We start from the raw sequence: 21,431 nt of genomic DNA on the forward strand, positions 1-21,431 counted from the left end.
TCAAAAAAATCATCCTAAAAAAATAATATGGGTAGTTTATAAACAAAAACCGCCTCAAGGAAAATGAGACGGCTTCAATTTTTACGTAGGTTGGTTTTATATCTTTTGAAATTGCTTTCTCATTGTTAGAGCATGACAGGCAAATTCCAATTCCTTTATGTATAGATTAAAAAGTATAATTAACATTTAATTGAAAAATGGTTCCGTTAAATCCAAACTGGTTAACCTCCCAAGGATATTTGAACCTTCCTCCAAGATCTGTCACCACATCTCCTTTGCTGTCTATTACATCCGGATAAATATTAAATAAATTATTTACAACACCGGAAACTTTAAGGTCGTTCGTGATTTTATAGGTTAAAACGATGTCTGTAACTACCTTACCGGAAAATGTCTGATCTTTGGCAGGATCAGTGGCATGCTGCCATGTAACAGAACCAAAATACGTATTATTAAGGTTAAAATTAAACTTCGAAATATCATACGAAAGACTAAGAATAGTTTTTGTTTTTGGTCTTGCAGAGATAATTCTGGATTGTTCTTTTCTATCAAAAAAGTTTTCTGAGTAACCATTTTGAGCCAAAATAGGTGGAACAGCAATATTATCTACTATTTTAGTTTCGTTATAATTGAAAGCAGCAATAATTCCCAATCTTCCTTTTCCAATAGCGGAAGTATAATAATTAGCTACAAAATCTACCCCTTGCGTCACTGTATTCACAGCATTGGTGAAAAACTTCAGAGAGGTTATTTTATTATTGTTTAATATTACTTCTACAGGGTTTGTCAGATCCGGACTTCCCGGAGCACCGGTTTTATACCCAATATCTCCTGAGAAAAGTACACGGTCTTTAATTTTTATTCTATAATAATCTGCTGTAATTGTCAGGTTTTTAAAAGGTTTTACAGCAAATCCTCCTGTAATGTTAAAGGCTTTTTCAGCATTTAATTTAGGTACCCCAAGGTCAGATCTTATAATTTGAGAGTCATTATTAAAAGTACCCTGATTCGCTACCGTATTCCCTGTAATTTTAGTTTGAACATTGGAATAATAAATCTGGTGTAATGAAGGGGCACGGAATCCTGTAGAAACAGATCCACGGAAAACCAATTTATCATCTAGCACTTTATACCTTGCATTTCCTTTCCATGAAACATTATTCCCGAAGTCACTGAAATTTTCATACCTCACCGTTCCTCCAAGTAATAAGTTTTTCGTAACATCCCATTCCGCATTCATATAAGCTCCGATATTCTGACGGTTTTTATTAACTTCATTTTGAGGCTGCAGCCCCGGAAATGATTCTGCACCACTTCCTATATAAGACGCTTCCTCTCCTGCTCTTGCCTGATAATTTTCATTGCGCACTTCAGCTCCTGCTCCTAAAACAAGCGCACCAAAATCCCGGCTGATATCTACGTTTCCTATAATATTACTGAACTGATGCCCACCTGCTTTAAAATACGTTGGTGAATTTGCACCTAAAGACGTATTAATGGTATTTGCTACAGCATAATCTACGGCATTAGAACCAAAGGTTGCACTTCCATCAAAACTCCATTTTCCAAACATACCTTTCCATCCGGAAGTTAAATTATAATCGTAAACATCTGTTTTAAATTCCGGTTGAAATCCGTTGTAAGCCTGCCCTTTTGGAGTTAATAAACCAAAATCTGAAGTTACCCAATAAGGTGTTCTATACAAAGCAAAACTGGTCCCACTTCTGTAGGTTGTTCCACCAAAAGCATAAAATTTGCCCGTTTCACCTGTTGGTAACTCAAAATTGACAAACATATTGCCCACTTTGGTCTCTGGCTGTCCTATAATCATTCCTAAACCTGGATTGGCTTGCGTCCAGGCATTATCTACACCAAAAAGTTCATCTTTTGTAACAGAACCCGCTCGGTTCGTTTTATTTTGAGAGGAAAATCCGAAGGTAAGATTCAGACTTCCCGTTTTTGCTACTTTGATTCCTGTATTAAAATCTGCTCCGATATTAAAACCGTCTCCTTTTGAAGTAATACCTGAAAAAAGATTGACGGTGCTTTTTCCAACACTGTTCTTAAGAATAATATTAATAACTCCTGCAATAGCATCAGATCCGTACTGTGCAGATGCTCCATCCCTTAGTACTTCTACGTTCTGTAAGGCTGCTGAAGGAATACTTTTCAGATCTGTACCTACTTCACCTTTTCCCGGGGTATCATTTACATAAATTAAGGCACTTTGATTTTTTCTTTTACCATTCACCAACACTAATGTTCGGGAAGGACCTAATCCTCTTAAATCTGCAGGATCAAAGTGAGCTGTTGCATCAGAAACGGTTTGCTGCGATGAATTGAAAGAGGGAACGGCATAGGTTAAAGCTTTATCAAAAGTTACCTGCCCTGTGGATTTTAATTGTACGGCGGAAATATTGTCAATAGGAATTGCTGAGGTAATGATGGTTCTGGGCTTGGTTCTACCCGTGGTAACCACCACTTCGTCTATTTTATTTTGTTTTATGCTGTCCTGAGCATATCCCATTGCACCCGCTCCGCTTAATACTAATGCATAGATTTTTCCATTAAATAAATTATTCTTCATACCAATTGTTAATTATTCAATAAATCTAATAAAAAAATCAACATTAAATACAAAAACAAAACATAAGATAATAATTTGATTTCATAATTGCCAAAATCATACCATTTCATAAAAACAATAATTAATCTACAAAACATAAAGTGATTGATTAATAACATGAAAAAAAATAAATCAATAACATCATATTTATATAAAAAAAATCAATTAATTAACATCAGAAATAAACATGATTTTATTATTTCTGATAAGTAGTTTTCAACGGGTTGAGATGACTTCGCCTATGTTTCGCAATGACTGGAAATGACTGGGAATAAAAAATGGCCGGGAGAAACCGGCCATATCCAAATTATTTATTTACCTCTACGTATTGTATGATGGTCTGATTTTTTGGGTTGTAGATAATGGTACTACTGGTAGGAAATCTTTTCAGTTTATAATACTGAATGTTTTTATCGGATTTAATATCTTCCAGAATCTTGGTGTCAAAGGTATTGTCAGGAAGGAATTTCGATATGAAACTTATTTTATCAATGATATTCTGGCCATCAATCTTACGGGCAGTTTTATCCGATTTACTTTCATCTGAAGTAGGCTGGCTTTCCAGAAACGGAAGCAATACTGCAATATCAGCTTTATACTTAAAAATATATCCTTCTGGTCTTCCGGGAATATTGATTTTCTTTCCTTTTTCTTCAGAAACAATAGATGCTCCAGTACTTGGGAAAACGGAATTGAACTTAACATCCTCAGAATTGGTTAAAGAATTGATAGATTCATTCACAGTTTTCTTTACGGTTTCTTCTACAACCTGTTGTGTTTTTTGCTGTACAGTTTCAGTTGTTTTCTGAACAGTCTGATCTATTTTTTCCTCTATCTTATTGCATGATACTAATAAAAAAGCGGTGATAACAGGCAAAATATACTTCTTCATAATTCTAATAATGGCGATTTTTTTATTAATACACTTTTCTTTTAACGCAAAAGTAGGGATCAATATTTTAAGAAAGAAAAAATATTTTTTTATTATCAAAAATACTACTGACAAACTGTTGTCATTACCCTCTCTTACCTTTGTATCAACAACAAACAAAACAAATACATTATGACAACTACAGCAACAGCCACTAAACAATTTATGACTTCTGAACAGCTATTAGAAGACTGGCAGGGACACAGAAATCTTACAAGAAGAGTGATTGAATCTTTTCCTGAAAAAGAGCTATTCGAATTTTCTGTAGGCGGAATGAGACCATTTGCAAAACTGGCAGTAGAACTGATCAGTATTGGCGGACCTGCTTTAAAAGGAATTGTGGAAGGAAATATAGAAGCTTACAGTGAAGAAGCATTCAATCCGAAAACTAAGGAAGAAATTTTGAAAAAATGGGATGAAGAAACAGAAGTAATCAACCATTATTTCAATCAGATTTCTGAAGAACGTTTCCAGGAGACCTTTAATTTATTCGGACAATATGAATTTCCGGTATATCAGAACATTCTTTATTTTGTAGATAATGAAGTTCATCACCGTGGACAAGGTTATGTTTATCTGAGAGCTTTAGGTATTGAACCTCCTTTCTTCTGGGAGAGATTTTAATTTCAATAAAAGTGAAGAGGTAAAATTGCAAAAAGGCAGAAATCATGAAAAATACATCTGCAATGTCATTTTCTAAAAGTGATTTTCTCCATCTCAACAACTTATATCATTTTTTGCGACTAAACAAATTTAGCTTTTTTGCGATTTTACCCTTGGCTTGTTAACCATTTCATTTATTTGCCTCAATTAAGTCTTTAAACCTCAACAGCTGCCTTGTTGGGGTTTATTATTGATGTCTTTCAACCATTTTCACAAGCAGTTCATTCAAACGGACACGAAGACTTTCCGGTTCCAACACTGTAGCATAATCTGCAAAAGTGATGAGCCAGCGGGGAAATCCGTCACTGATCCATTCTGTTTCAAAAGTAAGCTCCATACCTTGTTCGGTTTCTACTTCTTCTATCAATCCGTAGTACTTTTTAGAATTTACCAGGTGATTCATTATCTTTTTGTCCACCAGAAGTTTGGCTTTAACCTTATTTCCATTTGACTTTTTACGATAATCATTCACTTGTCCATATTCCTGCAGGAAAGGATTCTGTGTTTTTGAGATTTCAAGAATTCTGTCAATACGAAACTGTCTGAAATCTTTTCTCAAGGTACAATACGCCATGATGTACCAGATATTAAATTCGAAAAACATCCCGACTGTTTCAATAGTTCTGTTATTCACTCTTCCATCTACCGTCTTATATCTGATATTGAGCTGGATTTTCTCCGCGATACTTTCCAGAATAATAGGAATTACATTTTTAAGAGAATCTCCTGAATCTGTATGAAAGCTGAAAACATCGATCTGCTTTTCAATATTTTTAATCAGGTTTTTATCAGAATATTTCAATACCGAACGAACCTTTTCCATTGCTGCCTGATAGTGATTTCCTAAACTTTGGTGGGAAAATTTCTGCATCAGTTTTTCAGCGGTAATGAAACTTAACACTTCTTCTTTGGTAAACATAATGGGAGGAAGCTTGTAACCATCCATTAAAGAATACCCATTTCCCGCTTCGCCAACAATAGGAATACCTGCATTTTCAAGGGTTTTCACATCACGATAAATGGTTCTGATGCTTACATCGAATTTTTCAGCCAGATCTTGTGCCCTCACAACAGGTTTCGACTGTAATTGGGTAAGGATAGCTGTTACCCTATCGAGTTTTTTTAGATAGTGATCGTTCATGATGTAACAAAGCTAAAATTCTTTTTTGAGAAATGAGAAGGCTTTTTTTATTAATTTTATTTTTCACCAAACAGTCGCTTTTTTATGCTTCATACTCATTTTGTTCAGTCTATTGAAAAAGTTTTAAAACCGGAACAGGTAGTCATAGATGAACTTGTTTCTCATTTGGAAACCAAAACTTACAGAAAAGGAGATTTTCTCTTAAAAGCAGATGAAACCTGCAGATATTTTTATTTTATTGAAAAAGGACTTGTGAAACTGTTTTTTGATAATGGAGACAAAGATTTCATCATGACTTTTTTTGCTGAAAATGCTTTCTTCGCAGAACTGAGCGGCTTTCTTACCGGACAGCCGTCAAAATATATGATTGTTGCTCTGGAACCTACGGAAGTTCTTCGTGTACACAAAGATGTGATTGAAGGATTATGTAAAAAATATCATACTGCAGAAACCCTTTTCAGTAAACTCTATTCCAAAGCTCCTGTGAATATGATGGGAAGAATCAGTGAGATGCTGGAAGACGATGGAAAAAAGCGCTATCATAATTTCCTGAAACAAAGACCTGATCTCATTCAGCGTATCAGTCTTGGAGATATGGCAGATTATATTGGAATCACTCAGGTTTCTTTAAGTAGAATCAGAGCGCAAAAAATTTAATGGAAGGGATGCTGGAAGAGGGAAGTTATTGTAGCCCAAATATACATCATTTACCTAATAGTAATTTCCAGCATCCCGCCTCCATCCTCCAGCTTCAAAAATCTTTCCTTTTAAAATTTATCATTTGTAAAAAAAATCAGAAAAATTACCTTCTACATTTGTCACATAATTAATCAAAAACAAATATTATGTCACAAAGAATCAACGCATTTGCGATCGGAAACAAGGCTGTAAATGCACTTCATAACATGGGTTTTCAGGTACAGAACTCATCACTGGACAATTCATTTCTGGAACTGATGTATTTCCGTGTTTCACAAATGAACGGATGTGCTTTTTGCCTCGATATGCACTCTAAAGAATTACTAGCAAAAGGTGAAACGGAACAAAGAATATTTCTGGTAAGTGCGTGGAGAGAATGTTCATTTTATACGGATAAAGAAAAGGCCGGATTTTTATGGGCAGAGACTTTAACTGCTTTAAACGGGAAAGAAGTGAATGATGAAATTTATTCAAAGGTAAGTCATCACTTCTCTGAAACTGAAATGGTAGATTTAACTATGGCTGTAATTGCCATTAACAGTTATAACAGAATTAATATTGCTTTCGGAGCAGATGTAGGAGCTTATCAGGTTCCGGAAAAAGCTCATTAAATTGTATTATAAAAACGTAAAAACTCAGCCTATCCGCTGAGTTTTTTATTTAATTTTCTTTAAAAGTATTCACCAGTTTATCGAGATTCAGGCTGCGGGCTGAGGCATCAAAAATCTCACGATACGTTCCTTCTTTATTGTACAATTCATCATGAGTTCCATTTTCCACCACTCTTCCTTTTTTCATGACATAAATGGTATCTGAATCTAAAATCTGTGACAGGGAATGGGAAATAATGATCACCGTTCTGCCTTCTTTGATCGCATCCAAAGAGTTCTTGATCTGTTCGGTAGCAATAGCATCCAGACTGGCTGTAGGTTCATCCAGAAAAATAATTGGAGGATTTTTAAGAAATAATCTTGCAATGGCAATCCTTTGTTGTTGCCCTCCGGAAAGCTGGGTAGCATCATGCTGATATTTTTCCGGAAGATCCATAATCTGTTCATGCAGATAAGCTTTTTTTGCGGCTTCTTCAATTTCTTCAAAACTGGCATTCATATCTCCATATCTGATATTATCTTCTATGCTTCCCTGAAAGATGTGATTTCTCTGAAGCACCAGCCCAAGATCACTTCTCAGAAAAGTATTGTCAAATTCATTAAGGTTTACCCCATCCAGAAGAATTTCCCCGGAATCCGGAAGATAGAATTTACACAAAAGATTAATAACCGTTGACTTTCCTGCACCACTTAATCCTACCAAAGCTGTTGTTTTTCCGTTTTCAATTTTCATGGAAACATTATGTAAAGCTTTTGTTCCGTTAGGATAGGTGAAATCAACATTTTTCAATTCAAAAGTTCCTTTAATTTCTTTTTCTACAAAACTTCCGTTTGATTCTGTTTCATTATCTGCATTCAGAATATCGAAGTATCCTTCGGCATAAATCATAGCATCGTTCATATCATCATAAATTCTGTGAAGCTGTCGGATAGGTGCCGAAACATTGTTAAAAAGCATAATATGAAGCATGATTGCCCCGATAGTCATTTGCTGATCCAGCACCAGATAAACGGTTAAAAGGATAATCAAAACAACCCCAAACTGTTCAATGAAAGTCTTTAAACCATCATAAATAAAATTGGTTCTCCTTGTAATCATCTGGCTTTCCATCAACTCCATCTGAAGGTCGTATTGTTTTTTTCCTTCAAATTTTTCGCGGACAAAACTTTTAATGACCATAATTGAATTAATCAGGTTCAAAAGTCCGGATGTTTTTCTTTCTCTTTGATTTCTAAGCTGACGTCTCACTCCGCCTAGTTTTTTGGCCTGCAGAGAACTGATGTAGAAATAAATCGGAACAATAATCGTAGAAACCAATCCCACATACAAGTTCTGCATATACATAATGATGAGGGCAATAATGGCATTGGAAAAGAGAGGGAGAATATCAATAAAAAAATTCTGCACCAGTTTTGTGAGACTTTCTATTCCTCGGTCTATTCTAATCTGTAATTTTCCGGACTCATGGTTTTCATCGTTAAAATAAGCTACTCTATAAGTCAGAATTTTATCAATAGCTGATTGCGCCAGCACAGAACTCACATTAATCCTTATTTTTTCTCCATAAAATTTCTGTCCGAAGTTGATAAAGATGTTTAACAGTTCTTTTCCCAGCAAAATAATGGAAATGATAATGAGAATATGAATTCCCTCTGACATTGGATGCGGAAGATGGGTAAGTTTAGTCACCTCATCTACGGTATATTTCAAAACAATCGGGTTGACCTGTGCTGCAAGAGCTCCCAGAAAAGTAAGAAATAATGTACCATAAATCATGGGTCGGTAAGGTCTGATGAATGGGACAAGCTGTTTATAGATTCCGAATAAGGTAACGGTTCTGTTAAAAGGTTTAGCCATAGAAGTCATTTTAAATGAAAAACGTACCGCTTTCAAAAGAAAAAGGTACGTTTTATTATTATGTTCAGCAAGTAAATGCTTTATATTTTATCCTTCATACATATACGTAGTAAGATAGTGCAGTTCTTTTTTGCTGGCTTCTTTAGATTCTGCTTCTGCCTGTTCCAGAGAGTAATGGGAATTGATTTCCTTTTTCTGGAAAACAAATGAGTTGTTAGCATTCTTGTCTATAACTTCATCAAAGATATGCTTAATTTCAGGGTTTCCTAGTGAAGCAAAACTGATATCTTCAAAACCATACATCAGTCTAAGATCATCAAACTGTCTGAAGTTTTCGTCTACAAATCCCTGCAACTGTGGTTTTGAATCAAAGTTACCAGCCCAGATATTGTAAGCGTATTTCTTCTTTTTAGGTTTATCTAAAATACTTTGATAGACGAAGTTTTCACCCAGATAGGCTTCTCTTACCTGCGGGTCATTCGCTAAATCTTCCGGAAGTCCTTCTTTCAGGATCTTTCCTTCAAACATGATATAGGTTTTATTGGTAATTGCTAAAGTCTGCTGTACGTTGTGATCGGTAATCAGAATTCCGATATTTTTATCCACAAGGCTTCTTACAATTTTCTGAATATCTTCCACAGCAATCGGGTCTACCCCTGCGAAAGGTTCATCCAGAAGGATAAAATTCGGGCTTGTTGCAAGACAGCGTGCAATTTCGGTTCTACGTCTTTCTCCTCCGGAAAGAAGATCACCTCTGTTTTTACGGACATGTTGTAAAGAAAACTCTTCAATCAGTTCATCACATTTGATCTGCTGCTCACGCTTAGAAAGCTTGGTCAGCTGCAATACTCCCATAATGTTTTCTTCCACAGACAACTTTCTGAAAACCGAAGCTTCCTGCGCCAGATACCCGATTCCTTTTTGGGCTCTTCGGTACATGGCATCTGTAGTAATCTCCTGCTTGTCTAAGAAAATTTTCCCTGAAGTGGGCTTAACCAACCCTACAATCATATAAAACGATGTGGTTTTTCCTGCTCCATTCGGACCCAGCAAACCAACAATTTCTCCCTGTTGAACCTGTACAGAAACGCCTTTTACAACTTTTTTAGGACCGTATTCCTTGATTAAGTTTTCTCCTCGTAAAATCATAGGGCAAATATATCAAAAATATAAACTTCACTTATAGGTTAATATCAACTTGTTTACGTTAAATGCAAACTTGTTCATTTACAACCCATTGTAACTTTTCATTATTTTAATCTACTCATCGTAAAACATATCAATCAATTATAAGTATTAAGAAATGGAAAATTACGGTTATACAAAAACAGAAAATGCGCAAAACCAGCAAAGCAGTGTTCCTTACCGTTCAGAAAAGAAAATCCCTGCAGCTATATTGGGAATTCTTGTGGGATGGCTGGCTTTAAATAAATTTTATCTGGGCTATACGAAGGAGGGAATTATTCAGCTGGTTCTGAATGTCGTTACTTTTGGTGCGGCTTCAATTATTCCTTTTATTGAGGGAATTCTCTATCTTTTTATGAGCGATAAACAATTCGATGATACGTATGTTTATGGGAAAAAAGGATGGTTGTAAAAAATTATCATCACCTCGTTCGAAATAAAAAAGAGACTACCGATTGAGTAGTCTCTTTTTTATTGAAATGAATTTAATCATTATTTATTTAAAAGAATAGCTGCTTCTTTTGCAAAGTAGGTAAAAATCATATCTGCACCCGCTCTTTTGAAACATGTTAAACTTTCAATGATCGTTTTGTCGTTATCCAGCCATCCGTTTTGAGCGGCAGCTTTTACCATGGCATATTCTCCGCTTACATTGTATACTGCGATTGGAAGATCAATAGCTTCACGCACTTTGGAAACAATATCCAGATAAGGTAATCCTGGTTTAATCATGATTACATCTGCTCCTTCATCAATATCTTTGTATACTTCATTCAATGCTTCACGGGTATTGTGAAAATCCATCTGATACGTTTTTTTATCTTTTGGAATTTCCATATCATCTTTCGGAGCACTATCTAAGGCACTTCTGAAAGGTCCATAGAAAGAACTTGCATATTTGGCAGCATAGCTTACAATTCCAACATCTGTAAATCCGCTTTCTTCCAATGCCTCACGAATAACCAGTACTCTTCCGTCCATCATATCACTTGGTGCTACAAGATCTGCTCCTGCTTCTGCGTGAGATACTGACATTCTTGCCAGGGCATCATTGGTAGCATCATTCAAAACTTTTCCGTTTTCAATGATTCCGTCGTGTCCGTAGATGGAATACGGATCTAAAGCTACATCCGGCATAACGATCATTCCCGGAACGGCATCTTTGATTGCTTTGATGGTGTTCTGCATCAATCCGTCTTTGTTCCAGGCTTCTTTTCCTGTATTGTCTTTAAGATGTTCTGACACTTTCATGTACAAATTGACAGCTTTTACTCCCAAAGAAAATAATTCCTTACATTCCTTCACTGTTAAATCTATACTGCGCCTAAAAATTCCCGGCATAGACGGGATTGCCTCCTGCTTGTTTTCGCCCTCCATTACGAAGATCGGCATTACAAAATCATCAGTTGTAAGCACATTTTCTCTTACCAAACTTCTGATAGATTCATTAACTCTAAGTCTTCTATTTCTTGAATGTATCATTTTGGAATACTTTTTGAATAAGTTTCTACAAATTTAATATAAGTTCTGCAAAAAACTATTGTACGAAATTGTAGAATTTATTACATTTGTTATATATATTCGAGAAATTATAAATTTGATGAAAAAACTTTTACTTTTATTTCTATTTGTAGGCACTTTTGTTGGATTTTCCAACAATTTCAAAGCTCAGCTTAGAGAGCCGGGTTCCATCACTCAAAAAGCAGATGATGGTGTATTGCTTGCCTATCCAAATCCTGCAAAGGATTTCCTTATTATTAAGGCAAAAGATTCTTCTTTAAGAATCAAAAGTGTGACTTTTTATTCAATTTTGGGTATGCAGGTCGCTAGTTATACCGTAAATATGAATTCCGGAGAGATTAATATTGAAAAATTAAAACCCGGAAAATATATGATCCGATATATTTTAAGTGACAACACACAGAAAGTTACTCAAATCGTGAAACAATAAATTAAAATCCTGATAATCATCAGGATTTTTTCTTTTTACATTAATTCTGTTTTAATATTTCCGTAACTTTCGGAACTTTTTTATACTAATTGTAAAAAGAACAAATTTTAATGCTAAAAGCTGAACATATTAAAAAGACCTATAATGCCGGAAAAAAGGTCGCACTGGATGATTTCAGCATCCATGTTCCAAAAGGCAGTATTTATGGCCTTTTAGGTCCTAACGGAGCCGGAAAAACTTCTTTTATCCGTATTATTAACCAAATTACTCAGGCAGATTCTGGAGAAATCCATATCAATGGCCAAAAGCTTAATCCAAGTCATATTAAAGATATTGGCTATATGCCTGAAGAAAGAGGATTATACAAAAACATGACTGTTGGTGACCAGATCCTATATTTCGGGGAACTGAAGGGAATGAAGAAAAGTGATGCTTTAAATGAAGCTAAAAAATGGTTTGAAAAGCTGAACATCGATCAATGGTGGAAGAAAAAGCTTTCTGAACTTTCTAAGGGTATGGCACAAAAAATCCAGTTTGTGGTAACCGTTCTTCACAGACCTCATCTTTTAATTCTTGATGAGCCGTTTTCAGGTTTTGATCCGGTGAATGCCAACTTAATCAAAGATCAGATCATTGACCTTAAAAATAACGGAACAACCATTATTCTGTCTACCCACAGAATGGAAAGTGTAGAGGAAATGTGTGATTATGTTGCTTTGATCAACAATTCAAAGAAAATTATTGACGGAAGGGTTTTTGATGTAAGAGAAAAATTTAAGAAAAATATTTTTGGGATTACACTTTCTGAAGTAAGCAATGATCAGTTTGAAAATTTCAAAAACAAATATGAGATCTTCAACCTATCCAATGAAAATAATCTTGTTTCTTTCGACCTGAAAAATGAAGAGAGCCAGAATAATGTTCTTCTTGATCTTGTACAGGTAGGTAAAGTGAGATCATTCGACGAAAGAATTCCAAGTATGAATGAAGTGTTTATTAATGCTGTAAGTAACCATTCTTAATTTTATGAATAATATTTTTTTAATTACCAAAAGAGAGTTTCTTACACAGGTTAAGAAAAAGTCTTTCATCATATTGACCTTGCTTGCCCCTGTTATGATTATTGCTTTCGGAGCAGTTGTAGGATTAATGTTTAAGGCAAATGAGTCACACAGTATCATAGAAGTGGTTGATAAGAGTGGATTGTTTACCAATCAGCTTAAATCTAATGATAAATTAAATTACGTTTTTGTTTCTGCGGCTGATGAAAAGTCCAAGATTAACAATTTAAAAGGAAATGAATCTCTGGACGGCATCCTGATTCTTCCTGAATTGAAAAATCAGAATTTTGATGGCCTTGAAAAAGAAACCAGACTCATTATCAATAGTAAAATAGGGTTTGATACCAAACAACAAATTGTATCTGATATCAGCAATGTTGTTCGAAAAGAAAAAATAAAGCAACTGGGTATTCAGGAAACTCAATTGAATGATCTTGATAAAAACTTTACCCTAAAAACCATTAACGTTACGGATAATAATAAAGAAGATTCTGATCTTGCTTTTGGAGTGAAATCCGGATTAAGTATGGTACTGATGTATGTTACTTTTATGTTCATTATTATTTATGGGGTAAGAGTAATGAGAAGTGTACTTGAAGAGAAAAATAACCGTGTTGTAGAGATCATTATTTCATCTGTAAAACCTTTTGAACTGATGATGGGTAAAATTCTGGGAGTAACGATGGTTGCCCTGACCCAGTTTCTGATCTGGATTACCATGTCTGTTATTGGTGCATTGGTACTCAATACAGGCTTCTCTCCTCTTCAGAAGAATATTCCTGGAGGAAATGAAGAGATTGCAAGTAAACTGGATATGGGACAGCTTGCTACCCAGATTTCTCACAGCTTACTGGAACTGAATTTCCCATTGATTATTTTTGTATTCATCGTATTTTTCCTTTTGGGATATATTTTCTATAGTTCTATTTATGCAGCCATTGGTTCTGCAGTGGATAACGAAACAGAGACACAGCAATTTACTTTATTTGCTATTTTGCCATTAACATTAGGAATGTACGGAAGTTTCACTTTGATGAATAATCCGGAAGGTCCTTTAGGCTTCTGGTTATCCATCATTCCGTTTACATCACCGGTAGCCATGATTGCCAGAATTCCGTTTGGAGTTCCTGCGTGGCAGATCGCATTGTCTATTACCTTATTGCTGGTAACCACTGTTTTCATGATCTTCCTGGCCGGAAAAATCTATCGTGTAGGTATTTTGATGTACGGGAATAAAGCTACGTTAAAAGAGCTTTGGAAATGGATAAGAGGATAAGAAATAAAAATCTATCAATAAAAAATCCCGGAAACTGAGTTTCCGGGATTTTTTATATTCTGAAAATATTCTATTTGAATATATAGCTTAAAGTAAGTGCAATTACCTGTTCTGATTTTTTCTTATCAGTACCCTTGGTTTCTTTTTTAAGACCAGGGTAAGTATCACCAAGACCTAAGTCATATTTTACAGCTACTTCAAGTTGTCTTTTATAGCTATATCCTACTCCCAGTCCCAGTCCCCAGTTAAAGCTCTTCGCCTTACCATTTACGCCTGCCGGCTGGTTAGGATCGGTAACATCCGGGTCATAATAAGGTCTGCTTGCAGGAGCATCTTTAACGTTTTGGCTTAGCAAGAAGTTAAATCTAGGTCCTAATAATCCAAAGAACTCTGATTCTGCTTCAGAGAAATATCCTTTGAAATAAAGAGGCACACTCAGGTAGTTATTAGCATATACTGCATCATAGCCACTTACACCTTTAGCATCTTTATCTTTTCCTGTTTCTCCTGCACCATAGTACAGTACTTCAGGTTGAATAAAGAATTGGTTTGCCTTTCCTACGGGAATCAATGCCAAAGCTCCAGCCTGGAAAGTATATCTTGGCCCTGAAGGGTTGTGGGCGTTAGATACTCTGGAGTAGTTTAAACCTCCTGTTACTCCAAATCTTGTGCTTTTCCATTGCACCTGTGCAAATGATAAGGCAGAAAGTGTTAAAGCTGAGGCTAATAAAAATTTTTTCATATGTTGGGTTTTAGATTATCCTAGAATCTTAGCTACAGTAGCACCAATATCGGCAGGAGAGTCAACAACGTTGATACCGTTTTCTCTCATGATTTCCATTTTAGCCTGAGCTGTATCTTCAGCACCACCTACGATAGCACCTGCGTGTCCCATTGTTCTTCCTTTTGGAGCAGTCTGTCCAGCGATGAAACCTACAACTGGTTTAGTAGATCCGCTAGCTTTGTACCATCTTGCAGCTTCAGCCTCAAGACCTCCACCAATTTCACCGATCATTACAACAGCTTCAGTTTCAGGATCGTTGATGAATAGCTCTAAAGCTTCTCTTGTAGTTGTTCCGATGATTGGGTCACCACCGATACCGATTGCAGTAGAGATGCCATAACCTGCTCTTACAACCTGGTCAGCAGCTTCATAAGTAAGAGTTCCTGATTTTGAAACGATACCTACTTTTCCTTTTTTGAAAACGAAACCTGGCATAATACCAATTTTAGCTTCTTCAGAAGTAATGATTCCAGGGCAGTTTGGTCCGATTAATCTGCAGTCTCTGTCAGCGATGTAAGATTTTACTTTTACCATATCAGCTACAGGAATACCTTCAGTAATACATACAATTACTTTGATTCCTGCTTCAGCAGCTTCCATGATAGCGTCTGCTGCGAATGCCGGTGGTACGAAAATGATACTTACGTTTGCTCCTGCTTTTGAAACAGCGTCAGCTACAGTATTAAATACAGGCTTTCCTAAGTGCTCGCTACCTCCTTTTCCCGGAGTAACACCACCTACTACGTTTGTTCCGTATTCAATCATCTGGCCAGCGTGGAAAGTTCCTTCGTTCCCTGTAAATCCTTGTACAATTACTTTAGAATCTTTGTTTACTAAAATTGACATTTTATTGTTGTTTTAATTTATTTATTTTCAGTTTATACGTCAGACAAAAATAATGATTATTTGTCGTTAAAAAAATTTTTAAATCTGATTTTATTCATCATATTTTTTCAAGAGATCGATTAAATCCTGTTCCTTAAGTCTGTTATAATTAATATTTTCAATAAGCGGCTCAAGTTCGGGTTTTTCAACCATTAGCTGTTTCAGTTTTTTCCTGTTATTAACCATAATATTCAATGGCTGTCTTATATCTCCTTTGAACAAAACATCTGATACAAGAGTAGACCCGTCATAGGCGTGGCGTGTATATGCTTTCACCCATTTTATTTTCTTCCCGTCATATACCAATTCTACAAGTGTTTTTGTAGATTCTGAAGGAAAATAAATGAAAATCCTTGGCTTACCTTTAAGATCTGTAAATTCTATTTTCTGAATTTCAGAAGGCTGGTACTTAATAGCTTTTCCATCTTCGAGAATCTTAACTTTTCTGTCGCTAATGGTAATCTCATCAATCTGATTACTATCAAAAAGATTTGTTATAAAAGGTATTTTTGCATCTACTGTTCTGTTGTCGCTAAATGTAACCTTTGATTCAATCTGTGATTTCTGAGCGAAACTTATTGAATATATAAAAAGGAATAGAGCTAATAAATTCTTCATCACAGTTTTCTCAGTTTTACTTCTTTTTTCAGATAAGTTTTAAAATCTTCTGCAAACATCCCGATATAGGTTCCTTTTTCAAGATCTCTGTTCACACCGGTTTTTCCCAGAAGCACTGATCCTGACTCTATTTTGTTTCCTGAAGCAATTCCTACCTGCCCCCATAATGTCACCTCATCTCCGATGATACAGCATCCTGCAATTCCTACCTGAGAGGCAATCAGACATTTTTTTCCGATCACGGTATCATGTCCGATCTGAATCTGATTATCTAAAACAGAACCTTCTCCAATGATGGTAGAGTCTGTAACTCCTCTGTCTATGGTACAGCCGTTTCCGATCTCTACATTGTTTTCAATAATAACATTTCCTACAGAAATCAGACGGTCAAAATTTCCGTTTAATTTTCTGTAATAAAATGCATCACCTCCTAAAACAGTGTTGGACTGGATGATAACATTATCTCCGATTTCCGTACGGTCACCAATGACAACATTAGGAAAGATTAAGGTGTTTTTCCCGATTTTCACATTGTTTCCGATCACTGCTGAAGAATGGATTTTTGTTCCCTCTCCTATTTCAACATCGTGAAGTTCTTCTGTAAAATTATAGATTCTGGTAAAATGGGTATTGATTTTATTAAAGTCTCTGAAAGGATCATCAGAAACTAAAAGTGCCTTACCTTCCGGGCAGTCTACTTCTTTATCAATTAAAATAATAGTGGCTGCAGAGTTTAATGCTTTGTCATAATATTTAGGGTGGTTCACAAAAACGATATCACCTGGCTTTACCATGTGAATTTCATTAGTTCCCAATACTTCAAAATCTTCCGGCCCTACAAATGCTGAGCCTATTAAATCTGCAATCGTTTTAAGCTTTTGCGGAGAATGGAATCTCATAACAATAGATTTTCTTATAAAACAAAATTCGGAGTGCTGATGCAAACCGAATTTATGTAAATTTTATTTATTATTTCACTCTTTCTAAGTAGCTACCGTCTTCAGTGCTTACTTTAATTTTGTCTCCCGGTTCAATGAACAAAGGAACCATTACTCTTGCTCCTGTTTCAACGATTGCGTTTTTAAGGGCATTTGTTGCAGTGTTTCCTTTTACTCCCGGATCAGCTTCGATAACATCAAGATATACTGACTGTGGAAGTTCAGCAGAAAGTGGAGTTTCATCAACTTCTTTCAGGATGATTGTTACTTCTTCACCAGCTTTCATAAACTGAGCATTCTCAATCATTTCTTTATTGATATATAGTTGAGAGAAGTCATCATTGTTCATGAAGTGGAATCCATTCTCATCATCGTACAGATACTGGAACTTTCTGGTGATTACTTTTACTTCATCAATTTTGTGTCCAGCAGAGAAAGTGTTATCAATTACTTTTCCGTTGGTCACAGATTTTAATTTTGTTCTTACGAAAGCAGGTCCTTTCCCTGGTTTTACGTGAAGAAACTCGATTACTTTAAAAATATCGTTGCTATACTCGATGCAAAGACCTTTTCTGATATCGTTACTTGTTGCCATTAATTATGTAAATATTTATTTTCTTTTTTTAATTTCAATACCTTGCCCTTGCGGCATCATCCTGTCAAATGTATTATTATTGAACATATTCACATTATTATTCAATCTGTTTACATTCTTTTGAATTTCGGAATTATACTGATTTGTAGTTCCCAAAATCGAACTTCCTCCAATATTTTTCTGTTTCAGAATGTCATTCAAATTATTTCTAGCAATACTATCATTAGACTCTTTGGAAAGTTTTCTTTCTATGCTGAAGGCCTTTTCATTCTTTCCAACTGTAGACTTTTCTGTTTGCTGCCCAAACAGAAAAGATGTTGCAGAAAGCAAGATTAGTGAGGTTAAGTTTTTCATTTATATTTGTGTTCTATATTTTTTTTACTATTCTCTATCCTTTCCTGTTCCGTATCCTTTTACGATACCTCTTGGTGAGTTTTGAATAAACTGTAAGATTTCATCTCTTTCAGCCGTTGGGAGCATTTCTTTTTCAATATGGGAAATAGCCTGAGAAACGTTCATCTTCATTTGGAAGATTGCTCTGTAGATTTTCTGAATTTCAAAGATCTTTTCATTCGTAAATCCTCTTCTTCTTAAACCAACAGAATTAATACCAGCATAAGACATAGGTTCTCTTGCTACTTTTACATAAGGCGGAATATCTTTTCTTACCAAAGTACCTCCGGAAATCATTACATGTTTTCCGATTTTACCAAATTGGTGAACTGCTGATAAACCTCCCATTACAGTATAATCACCAATCTCTACGTGCCCTGCAATACCACAACCGTTTACGATGATAACGTGATCTCCGATAACGCAATCATGTGCAATGTGTGAAGTAGCCATAATAAGACAGTGAGCACCTATTTTAGTATATCCTAAAGCCTTTGTACCTCTGTTTACGGTAACGCACTCTCTGATTGTTGTTTCGTCACCAATAATTACCTGGGTATCTTCACCATCAAATTTCAGATCCTGGGGAATTGCAGAGATTACAGTCCCAGGGAAAATCCTACAGTTCTTCCCTATTCTTGCTCCATCCATAATGGTTACATTAGGACCAATCCATGTTCCTTCTCCGATTTCTACGTCCCCTGCAATGGTAGTGAAAGGTTCTACGATTACATTTTTGCTGATTTTCGCACGTTTATCTACGGCTGCTAATTGATGAATCATTTAATCAACTTTATTTTTTGCAACTTGAGCCATAAGCTCTGCTTCTACTGCTACAGTGTCTCCTACATATCCATATCCCTGCATATGAACAATTCCTCTTCTGATAGGCTCAATTAATTCAATTTTGAATATAAGCGTATCTCCTGGAATTACTTTTCTTTTGAATTTCACCTTATCAATTTTGATGAAATATGTAGAATAGTTTTCAGGATCCGGAACGCTGGCCAATACAAGAATTCCTCCTGTTTGTGCTAATGCTTCTACCTGAAGAACTCCAGGCATTACAGGTTCTTTAGGGAAGTGTCCAACGAAGAAAGGTTCGTTCATTGTTACATTTTTCAACCCTACAACATGAGAGTCTGAAAGTTCAAGAACTTTATCAATTAATAAGAACGGAGGTCTGTGAGGCATAAGCTTCATAATTCCGTTGATATCGAATACCGGTTCTTTTGTTAAGTCAAAATCCGGAACGTTTTTCTTTTTCTGCAATTTCCACTGGCGGTTTAGTTTTTTCGCAAACTGAGTATTCACAAAGTGTCCCGGTTTGTTAGCGATAACTTTACCTTTTATTTTTACACCTGCCAAAGCAAGGTCACCGATTACGTCCAGTAATTTGTGTCTCGCTGCTTCGTTAGGATAGTTTAAATTAAGATTGTCAAGAATACCATTTGGTCTGATAGATACATTATCTTTTCCAAAGGCTTTCTTTAATTTTTCTGTAGTATCAGGAGTAAGATCTTTATCCACATATACAATAGCATTGGAAATATCTCCACCTTTGATCAAACCATGATCTAAAAGCATTTCCAATTCATGCAGGAAGCTGAATGTTCTTGCTGATGAGATTTCGTCTTTAAATTCTGAAATATTTTTAAGAGTAGCATTCTGAGTACCTAATACTTTAGTTCCAAAATCTACCATAGTAGTTACTTCGTAAGTATCTGAAGGAATGATGGTGATTTCCGAACCTGTAGCCGGATCACTGTACGTAAGAACTTCTTTTACCACAAGATATTCTCTTGCAACCGTTTGTTCTGCTACTCCTACACTTTCGATAGCTTCCACAAAATATTTTGAAGATCCATCCAAAATAGGAGGTTCAGAGGCATCCATTTCTAAAATTGCGTTATCAATATCACAACCAACAAGGGCTGCTAAAAGGTGTTCGCAAGTGGTAATTTTTACCCCTAATTTTTCTAATGTAGTTCCTCTTTCAGTTGCTACAACATAATTTACATCAGCTTCTACCTGAGGATGTCCCTCCAAGTCTGTTCTTACAAATACAAAACCTGTATTTTCTTTAGCAGGTTTAATGGTAAGTTTTACTTCTTTACCAGTATGAAGGCCAATTCCAGAAAGAGTTACCTCTTGCTGAAGTGTTTTTTGCATATCACTCATTAGTATTATCTTTTGAGTTATTCTCAAGATTATTTATTCTATTTACTATTCCAGGTAAGTTCCTGAAATGAACATAACTCCTTAAATAGTCATTGTAACTGATTGCTGGAGAACCGTACAATGTTTCTCTGTCATTAACACTGGAATTCACGCCACTCTGAGCCTGAATTTTCACCTGGTTTCCTATTTTGATATGTCCTACGATACCTACCTGGCCACCAATCTGATTCCAGTCACCGATAGTTGTGGAACCTGCAATTCCTGCCTGTGCAGCAATTACGTTGTTCTGACCAATTTTCACGTTGTGGGCAATCTGAATCAGGTTATCAATCTTAGTTCCTTTTCCTATTATTGTAGAACCTATTGTAGCTCTGTCGATACTACAGTTTGAACCAATTTCTACATCGTCTTCAATAATCACATTTCCAAGCTGCGGTATTTTTTTGAAGCCATCAGCTGTTGGCTGGAAACCAAAACCGTCACCTCCAATTACCGTATTGGAATGAATTACACAGTTATCCCCAATAATACAGTAGTCATAAATTCTGGCACCACTGTCTATCTTACAGTTTTTACCAATTTTCACACCTTTTCCTATATATACATGTGGATAGATTTGTGATCCTTCCCCGATCTTAGCTTTCTCGGAAACATATGTAAATGCTCCGATATAGGCTTTATCTCCTATGACAGCGGTGTCATGAATAGACGAACCGTTTTCAACACCTTCTTTTCTTCCCTGCATCTCCTGATATAAATTCATCAGAATCTGAAAAGAAAGATAGGCATCTTTTACAACGATTAAGGTAGGGTTATAATGATTTTTCTCCAGAAGTTGTTCCGAAACGATGATAACAGAGCACTTTGAGCTATCCAAAAAATGAGAAAACCGATCCTGTGCTATAAAAGATAGATGTCCTGATTCCCCATTTTCAATTGGTGAAACTCCCGTAATAAGTGCATTCTCGTCACCTATTATTTTTCCGTCAATAAAACTTGCAATTTGCGAAGCTGTAAATTCCATATTCTGCAAAG

Annotated in this window: 21 protein-coding genes and 1 pseudogene; 7 read left to right on the forward strand and 15 right to left on the reverse strand. The window is 35.7% G+C overall.

Features of this window, described 5'->3' with window-relative positions; all coding sequences use genetic code 11:
- Positions 1 to 166 precede the first annotated feature (166 nt).
- Together NK356_RS10840 and NK356_RS10845 are read right to left on the reverse strand one after the other, a co-directional pair.
- Positions 167 to 2,587, reverse strand: a complete 2,421-nt coding sequence (locus NK356_RS10840) for a TonB-dependent siderophore receptor (RefSeq protein ID WP_034699204.1) — start codon at positions 2,585 to 2,587, stop codon at positions 167 to 169.
- A 346-nt stretch (positions 2,588 to 2,933) separates the two neighbouring features.
- Positions 2,934 to 3,518 (reverse strand): hypothetical protein, encoded by a 585-nt coding sequence (locus NK356_RS10845; protein ID WP_156106573.1) that lies wholly within the window; start codon positions 3,516 to 3,518, stop codon positions 2,934 to 2,936.
- A 171-nt stretch (positions 3,519 to 3,689) separates the two neighbouring features.
- On the opposite strand from NK356_RS10845, the gene NK356_RS10850 reads away from it, so the two are divergent.
- On the forward strand, positions 3,690 to 4,181 hold the full coding sequence (locus tag NK356_RS10850; RefSeq protein ID WP_034699199.1) for a DinB family protein: 492 nt from the start codon (positions 3,690 to 3,692) through the stop codon (positions 4,179 to 4,181).
- A 226-nt stretch (positions 4,182 to 4,407) separates the two neighbouring features.
- Here NK356_RS10850 and NK356_RS10855 read toward each other — a convergent pair whose 3' ends face one another.
- Positions 4,408 to 5,361, reverse strand: coding sequence for a YafY family protein (locus NK356_RS10855; protein ID WP_253316980.1), 954 nt, complete (start codon positions 5,359 to 5,361; stop codon positions 4,408 to 4,410).
- Positions 5,362 to 5,445: 84 nt separating this feature from the next.
- Here NK356_RS10855 and NK356_RS10860 point away from each other — a divergent pair, with 84 nt between their 5' ends.
- Both NK356_RS10860 and NK356_RS10865 read left to right on the forward strand, forming a co-directional pair.
- On the forward strand, positions 5,446 to 6,018 hold the full coding sequence (locus NK356_RS10860; protein ID WP_253316981.1) for a Crp/Fnr family transcriptional regulator: 573 nt from the start codon (positions 5,446 to 5,448) through the stop codon (positions 6,016 to 6,018).
- Positions 6,019 to 6,206: 188 nt separating this feature from the next.
- Complete coding sequence (locus NK356_RS10865; RefSeq protein ID WP_034699190.1) at positions 6,207 to 6,671, forward strand: carboxymuconolactone decarboxylase family protein; 465 nt, start codon at positions 6,207 to 6,209, stop codon at positions 6,669 to 6,671.
- Between the two features lie 49 nt (positions 6,672 to 6,720).
- On the opposite strand, the gene NK356_RS10870 is transcribed toward NK356_RS10865, so the two are convergent.
- Positions 6,721 to 8,529 (reverse strand): ATP-binding cassette domain-containing protein, encoded by a 1,809-nt coding sequence (locus tag NK356_RS10870; RefSeq protein ID WP_034699407.1) that lies wholly within the window; start codon positions 8,527 to 8,529, stop codon positions 6,721 to 6,723.
- A 423-nt stretch (positions 8,530 to 8,952) separates the two neighbouring features.
- Positions 8,953 to 9,678: pseudogene (gene lptB / locus NK356_RS10875) on the reverse strand (LPS export ABC transporter ATP-binding protein); the annotation flags it as partial.
- A gap of 154 nt (positions 9,679 to 9,832) precedes the next feature.
- Here lptB and NK356_RS10880 point away from each other — a divergent pair.
- Positions 9,833 to 10,126 carry a TM2 domain-containing protein gene (locus NK356_RS10880; protein ID WP_034699184.1) on the forward strand — a complete coding sequence of 98 codons (294 nt, stop codon included), beginning with the start codon at positions 9,833 to 9,835 and terminating at the stop codon, positions 10,124 to 10,126.
- A gap of 80 nt (positions 10,127 to 10,206) precedes the next feature.
- On the opposite strand, the gene hemB is transcribed toward NK356_RS10880, so the two are convergent.
- Entirely contained in the window at positions 10,207 to 11,196 is a 990-nt protein-coding gene (gene hemB / locus NK356_RS10885) for a porphobilinogen synthase (protein WP_253316983.1), read from the reverse strand.
- 118 nt (positions 11,197 to 11,314) lie between these two features.
- Here hemB and NK356_RS10890 point away from each other — a divergent pair, with 118 nt between their 5' ends.
- The 3 genes from NK356_RS10890 to NK356_RS10900 all read left to right on the forward strand — a co-directional run bounded on the left by NK356_RS10890 (position 11,315) and on the right by NK356_RS10900 (position 14,002).
- Positions 11,315 to 11,665, forward strand: a complete 351-nt coding sequence (locus NK356_RS10890; protein WP_034699180.1) for a T9SS type A sorting domain-containing protein — start codon at positions 11,315 to 11,317, stop codon at positions 11,663 to 11,665.
- 110 nt (positions 11,666 to 11,775) lie between these two features.
- Complete coding sequence (locus tag NK356_RS10895) at positions 11,776 to 12,687, forward strand: ABC transporter ATP-binding protein (protein WP_034699178.1); 912 nt, start codon at positions 11,776 to 11,778, stop codon at positions 12,685 to 12,687.
- 4 nt (positions 12,688 to 12,691) lie between these two features.
- Positions 12,692 to 14,002 carry an ABC transporter permease gene (locus NK356_RS10900; RefSeq protein ID WP_034699175.1) on the forward strand — a complete coding sequence of 437 codons (1,311 nt, stop codon included), beginning with the start codon at positions 12,692 to 12,694 and terminating at the stop codon, positions 14,000 to 14,002.
- 70 nt (positions 14,003 to 14,072) lie between these two features.
- Here NK356_RS10900 and NK356_RS10905 read toward each other — a convergent pair whose 3' ends face one another.
- The 9 genes from NK356_RS10905 to lpxD form a co-directional block, all read right to left on the reverse strand.
- Complete coding sequence (locus NK356_RS10905; RefSeq protein WP_034699173.1) at positions 14,073 to 14,744, reverse strand: porin family protein; 672 nt, start codon at positions 14,742 to 14,744, stop codon at positions 14,073 to 14,075.
- Positions 14,745 to 14,759: 15 nt separating this feature from the next.
- Positions 14,760 to 15,632: a succinate--CoA ligase subunit alpha gene (sucD, locus tag NK356_RS10910; protein WP_034699171.1), complete on the reverse strand. Its 873-nt coding sequence runs from the start codon at positions 15,630 to 15,632 to the stop codon at positions 14,760 to 14,762.
- A gap of 90 nt (positions 15,633 to 15,722) precedes the next feature.
- Positions 15,723 to 16,289: a hypothetical protein gene (locus NK356_RS10915; protein ID WP_034699168.1), complete on the reverse strand. Its 567-nt coding sequence runs from the start codon at positions 16,287 to 16,289 to the stop codon at positions 15,723 to 15,725.
- Positions 16,289 to 17,188: an LpxD N-terminal domain-containing protein gene (locus NK356_RS10920; RefSeq protein WP_034699166.1), complete on the reverse strand. Its 900-nt coding sequence runs from the start codon at positions 17,186 to 17,188 to the stop codon at positions 16,289 to 16,291. Before NK356_RS10920 ends, NK356_RS10915 begins: the two co-directional genes overlap by 1 nt.
- 70 nt (positions 17,189 to 17,258) lie before the next feature.
- Positions 17,259 to 17,822: an elongation factor P gene (efp, locus tag NK356_RS10925; RefSeq protein WP_034699164.1), complete on the reverse strand. Its 564-nt coding sequence runs from the start codon at positions 17,820 to 17,822 to the stop codon at positions 17,259 to 17,261.
- Between the two features lie 15 nt (positions 17,823 to 17,837).
- The gene (locus NK356_RS10930; protein WP_253316984.1) at positions 17,838 to 18,176 is read right to left on the reverse strand and encodes a hypothetical protein; all 339 of its coding nucleotides are present in this window, start codon (positions 18,174 to 18,176) and stop codon (positions 17,838 to 17,840) included.
- Between the two features lie 27 nt (positions 18,177 to 18,203).
- On the reverse strand, positions 18,204 to 18,998 hold the full coding sequence (lpxA, locus tag NK356_RS10935; protein ID WP_034699162.1) for an acyl-ACP--UDP-N-acetylglucosamine O-acyltransferase: 795 nt from the start codon (positions 18,996 to 18,998) through the stop codon (positions 18,204 to 18,206).
- Positions 18,999 to 20,396, reverse strand: coding sequence for a bifunctional UDP-3-O-[3-hydroxymyristoyl] N-acetylglucosamine deacetylase/3-hydroxyacyl-ACP dehydratase (locus NK356_RS10940; RefSeq protein ID WP_034699159.1), 1,398 nt, complete (start codon positions 20,394 to 20,396; stop codon positions 18,999 to 19,001).
- A complete protein-coding gene (gene lpxD, locus NK356_RS10945; protein ID WP_034699157.1) occupies positions 20,389 to 21,420 on the reverse strand; it encodes a UDP-3-O-(3-hydroxymyristoyl)glucosamine N-acyltransferase in 1,032 nt (343 codons plus the stop codon). Before lpxD ends, NK356_RS10940 begins: the two co-directional genes overlap by 8 nt.
- Positions 21,421 to 21,431: the final 11 nt, after the last annotated feature.

The sequence above is a fragment of the Chryseobacterium sp. S0630 genome, assembly GCF_024158915.1.
Classification (GTDB): Bacteria; Bacteroidota; Bacteroidia; order Flavobacteriales; family Weeksellaceae; genus Chryseobacterium.

Bases quoted from the DNA above. Each gene is read 5' to 3' on its own strand.
- NK356_RS10840 (WP_034699204.1), bottom strand. From the start codon at position 2,587: ATGAAGAATAATTTATTTAATGGAAAAATCTATGCATTAGTATTAAGC.
- NK356_RS10845 (WP_156106573.1), bottom strand. From the start codon at position 3,518: ATGAAGAAGTATATTTTGCCTGTTATCACCGCTTTTTTATTAGTATCA.
- NK356_RS10850 (WP_034699199.1), top strand. From the start codon at position 3,690: ATGACAACTACAGCAACAGCCACTAAACAATTTATGACTTCTGAACAG.
- NK356_RS10855 (WP_253316980.1), bottom strand. From the start codon at position 5,361: ATGAACGATCACTATCTAAAAAAACTCGATAGGGTAACAGCTATCCTT.
- NK356_RS10860 (WP_253316981.1), top strand. From the start codon at position 5,446: ATGCTTCATACTCATTTTGTTCAGTCTATTGAAAAAGTTTTAAAACCG.
- NK356_RS10865 (WP_034699190.1), top strand. From the start codon at position 6,207: ATGTCACAAAGAATCAACGCATTTGCGATCGGAAACAAGGCTGTAAAT.
- NK356_RS10870 (WP_034699407.1), bottom strand. From the start codon at position 8,529: ATGGCTAAACCTTTTAACAGAACCGTTACCTTATTCGGAATCTATAAA.
- NK356_RS10880 (WP_034699184.1), top strand. From the start codon at position 9,833: ATGGAAAATTACGGTTATACAAAAACAGAAAATGCGCAAAACCAGCAA.
- hemB (WP_253316983.1), bottom strand. From the start codon at position 11,196: ATGATACATTCAAGAAATAGAAGACTTAGAGTTAATGAATCTATCAGA.
- NK356_RS10890 (WP_034699180.1), top strand. From the start codon at position 11,315: ATGAAAAAACTTTTACTTTTATTTCTATTTGTAGGCACTTTTGTTGGA.
- NK356_RS10895 (WP_034699178.1), top strand. From the start codon at position 11,776: ATGCTAAAAGCTGAACATATTAAAAAGACCTATAATGCCGGAAAAAAG.
- NK356_RS10900 (WP_034699175.1), top strand. From the start codon at position 12,692: ATGAATAATATTTTTTTAATTACCAAAAGAGAGTTTCTTACACAGGTT.
- NK356_RS10905 (WP_034699173.1), bottom strand. From the start codon at position 14,744: ATGAAAAAATTTTTATTAGCCTCAGCTTTAACACTTTCTGCCTTATCA.
- sucD (WP_034699171.1), bottom strand. From the start codon at position 15,632: ATGTCAATTTTAGTAAACAAAGATTCTAAAGTAATTGTACAAGGATTT.
- NK356_RS10915 (WP_034699168.1), bottom strand. From the start codon at position 16,289: ATGAAGAATTTATTAGCTCTATTCCTTTTTATATATTCAATAAGTTTC.
- NK356_RS10920 (WP_034699166.1), bottom strand. From the start codon at position 17,188: ATGAGATTCCATTCTCCGCAAAAGCTTAAAACGATTGCAGATTTAATA.
- efp (WP_034699164.1), bottom strand. From the start codon at position 17,822: ATGGCAACAAGTAACGATATCAGAAAAGGTCTTTGCATCGAGTATAGC.
- NK356_RS10930 (WP_253316984.1), bottom strand. From the start codon at position 18,176: ATGAAAAACTTAACCTCACTAATCTTGCTTTCTGCAACATCTTTTCTG.
- lpxA (WP_034699162.1), bottom strand. From the start codon at position 18,998: ATGATTCATCAATTAGCAGCCGTAGATAAACGTGCGAAAATCAGCAAA.
- NK356_RS10940 (WP_034699159.1), bottom strand. From the start codon at position 20,396: ATGAGTGATATGCAAAAAACACTTCAGCAAGAGGTAACTCTTTCTGGA.
- lpxD (WP_034699157.1), bottom strand. From the start codon at position 21,420: ATGGAATTTACAGCTTCGCAAATTGCAAGTTTTATTGACGGAAAAATA.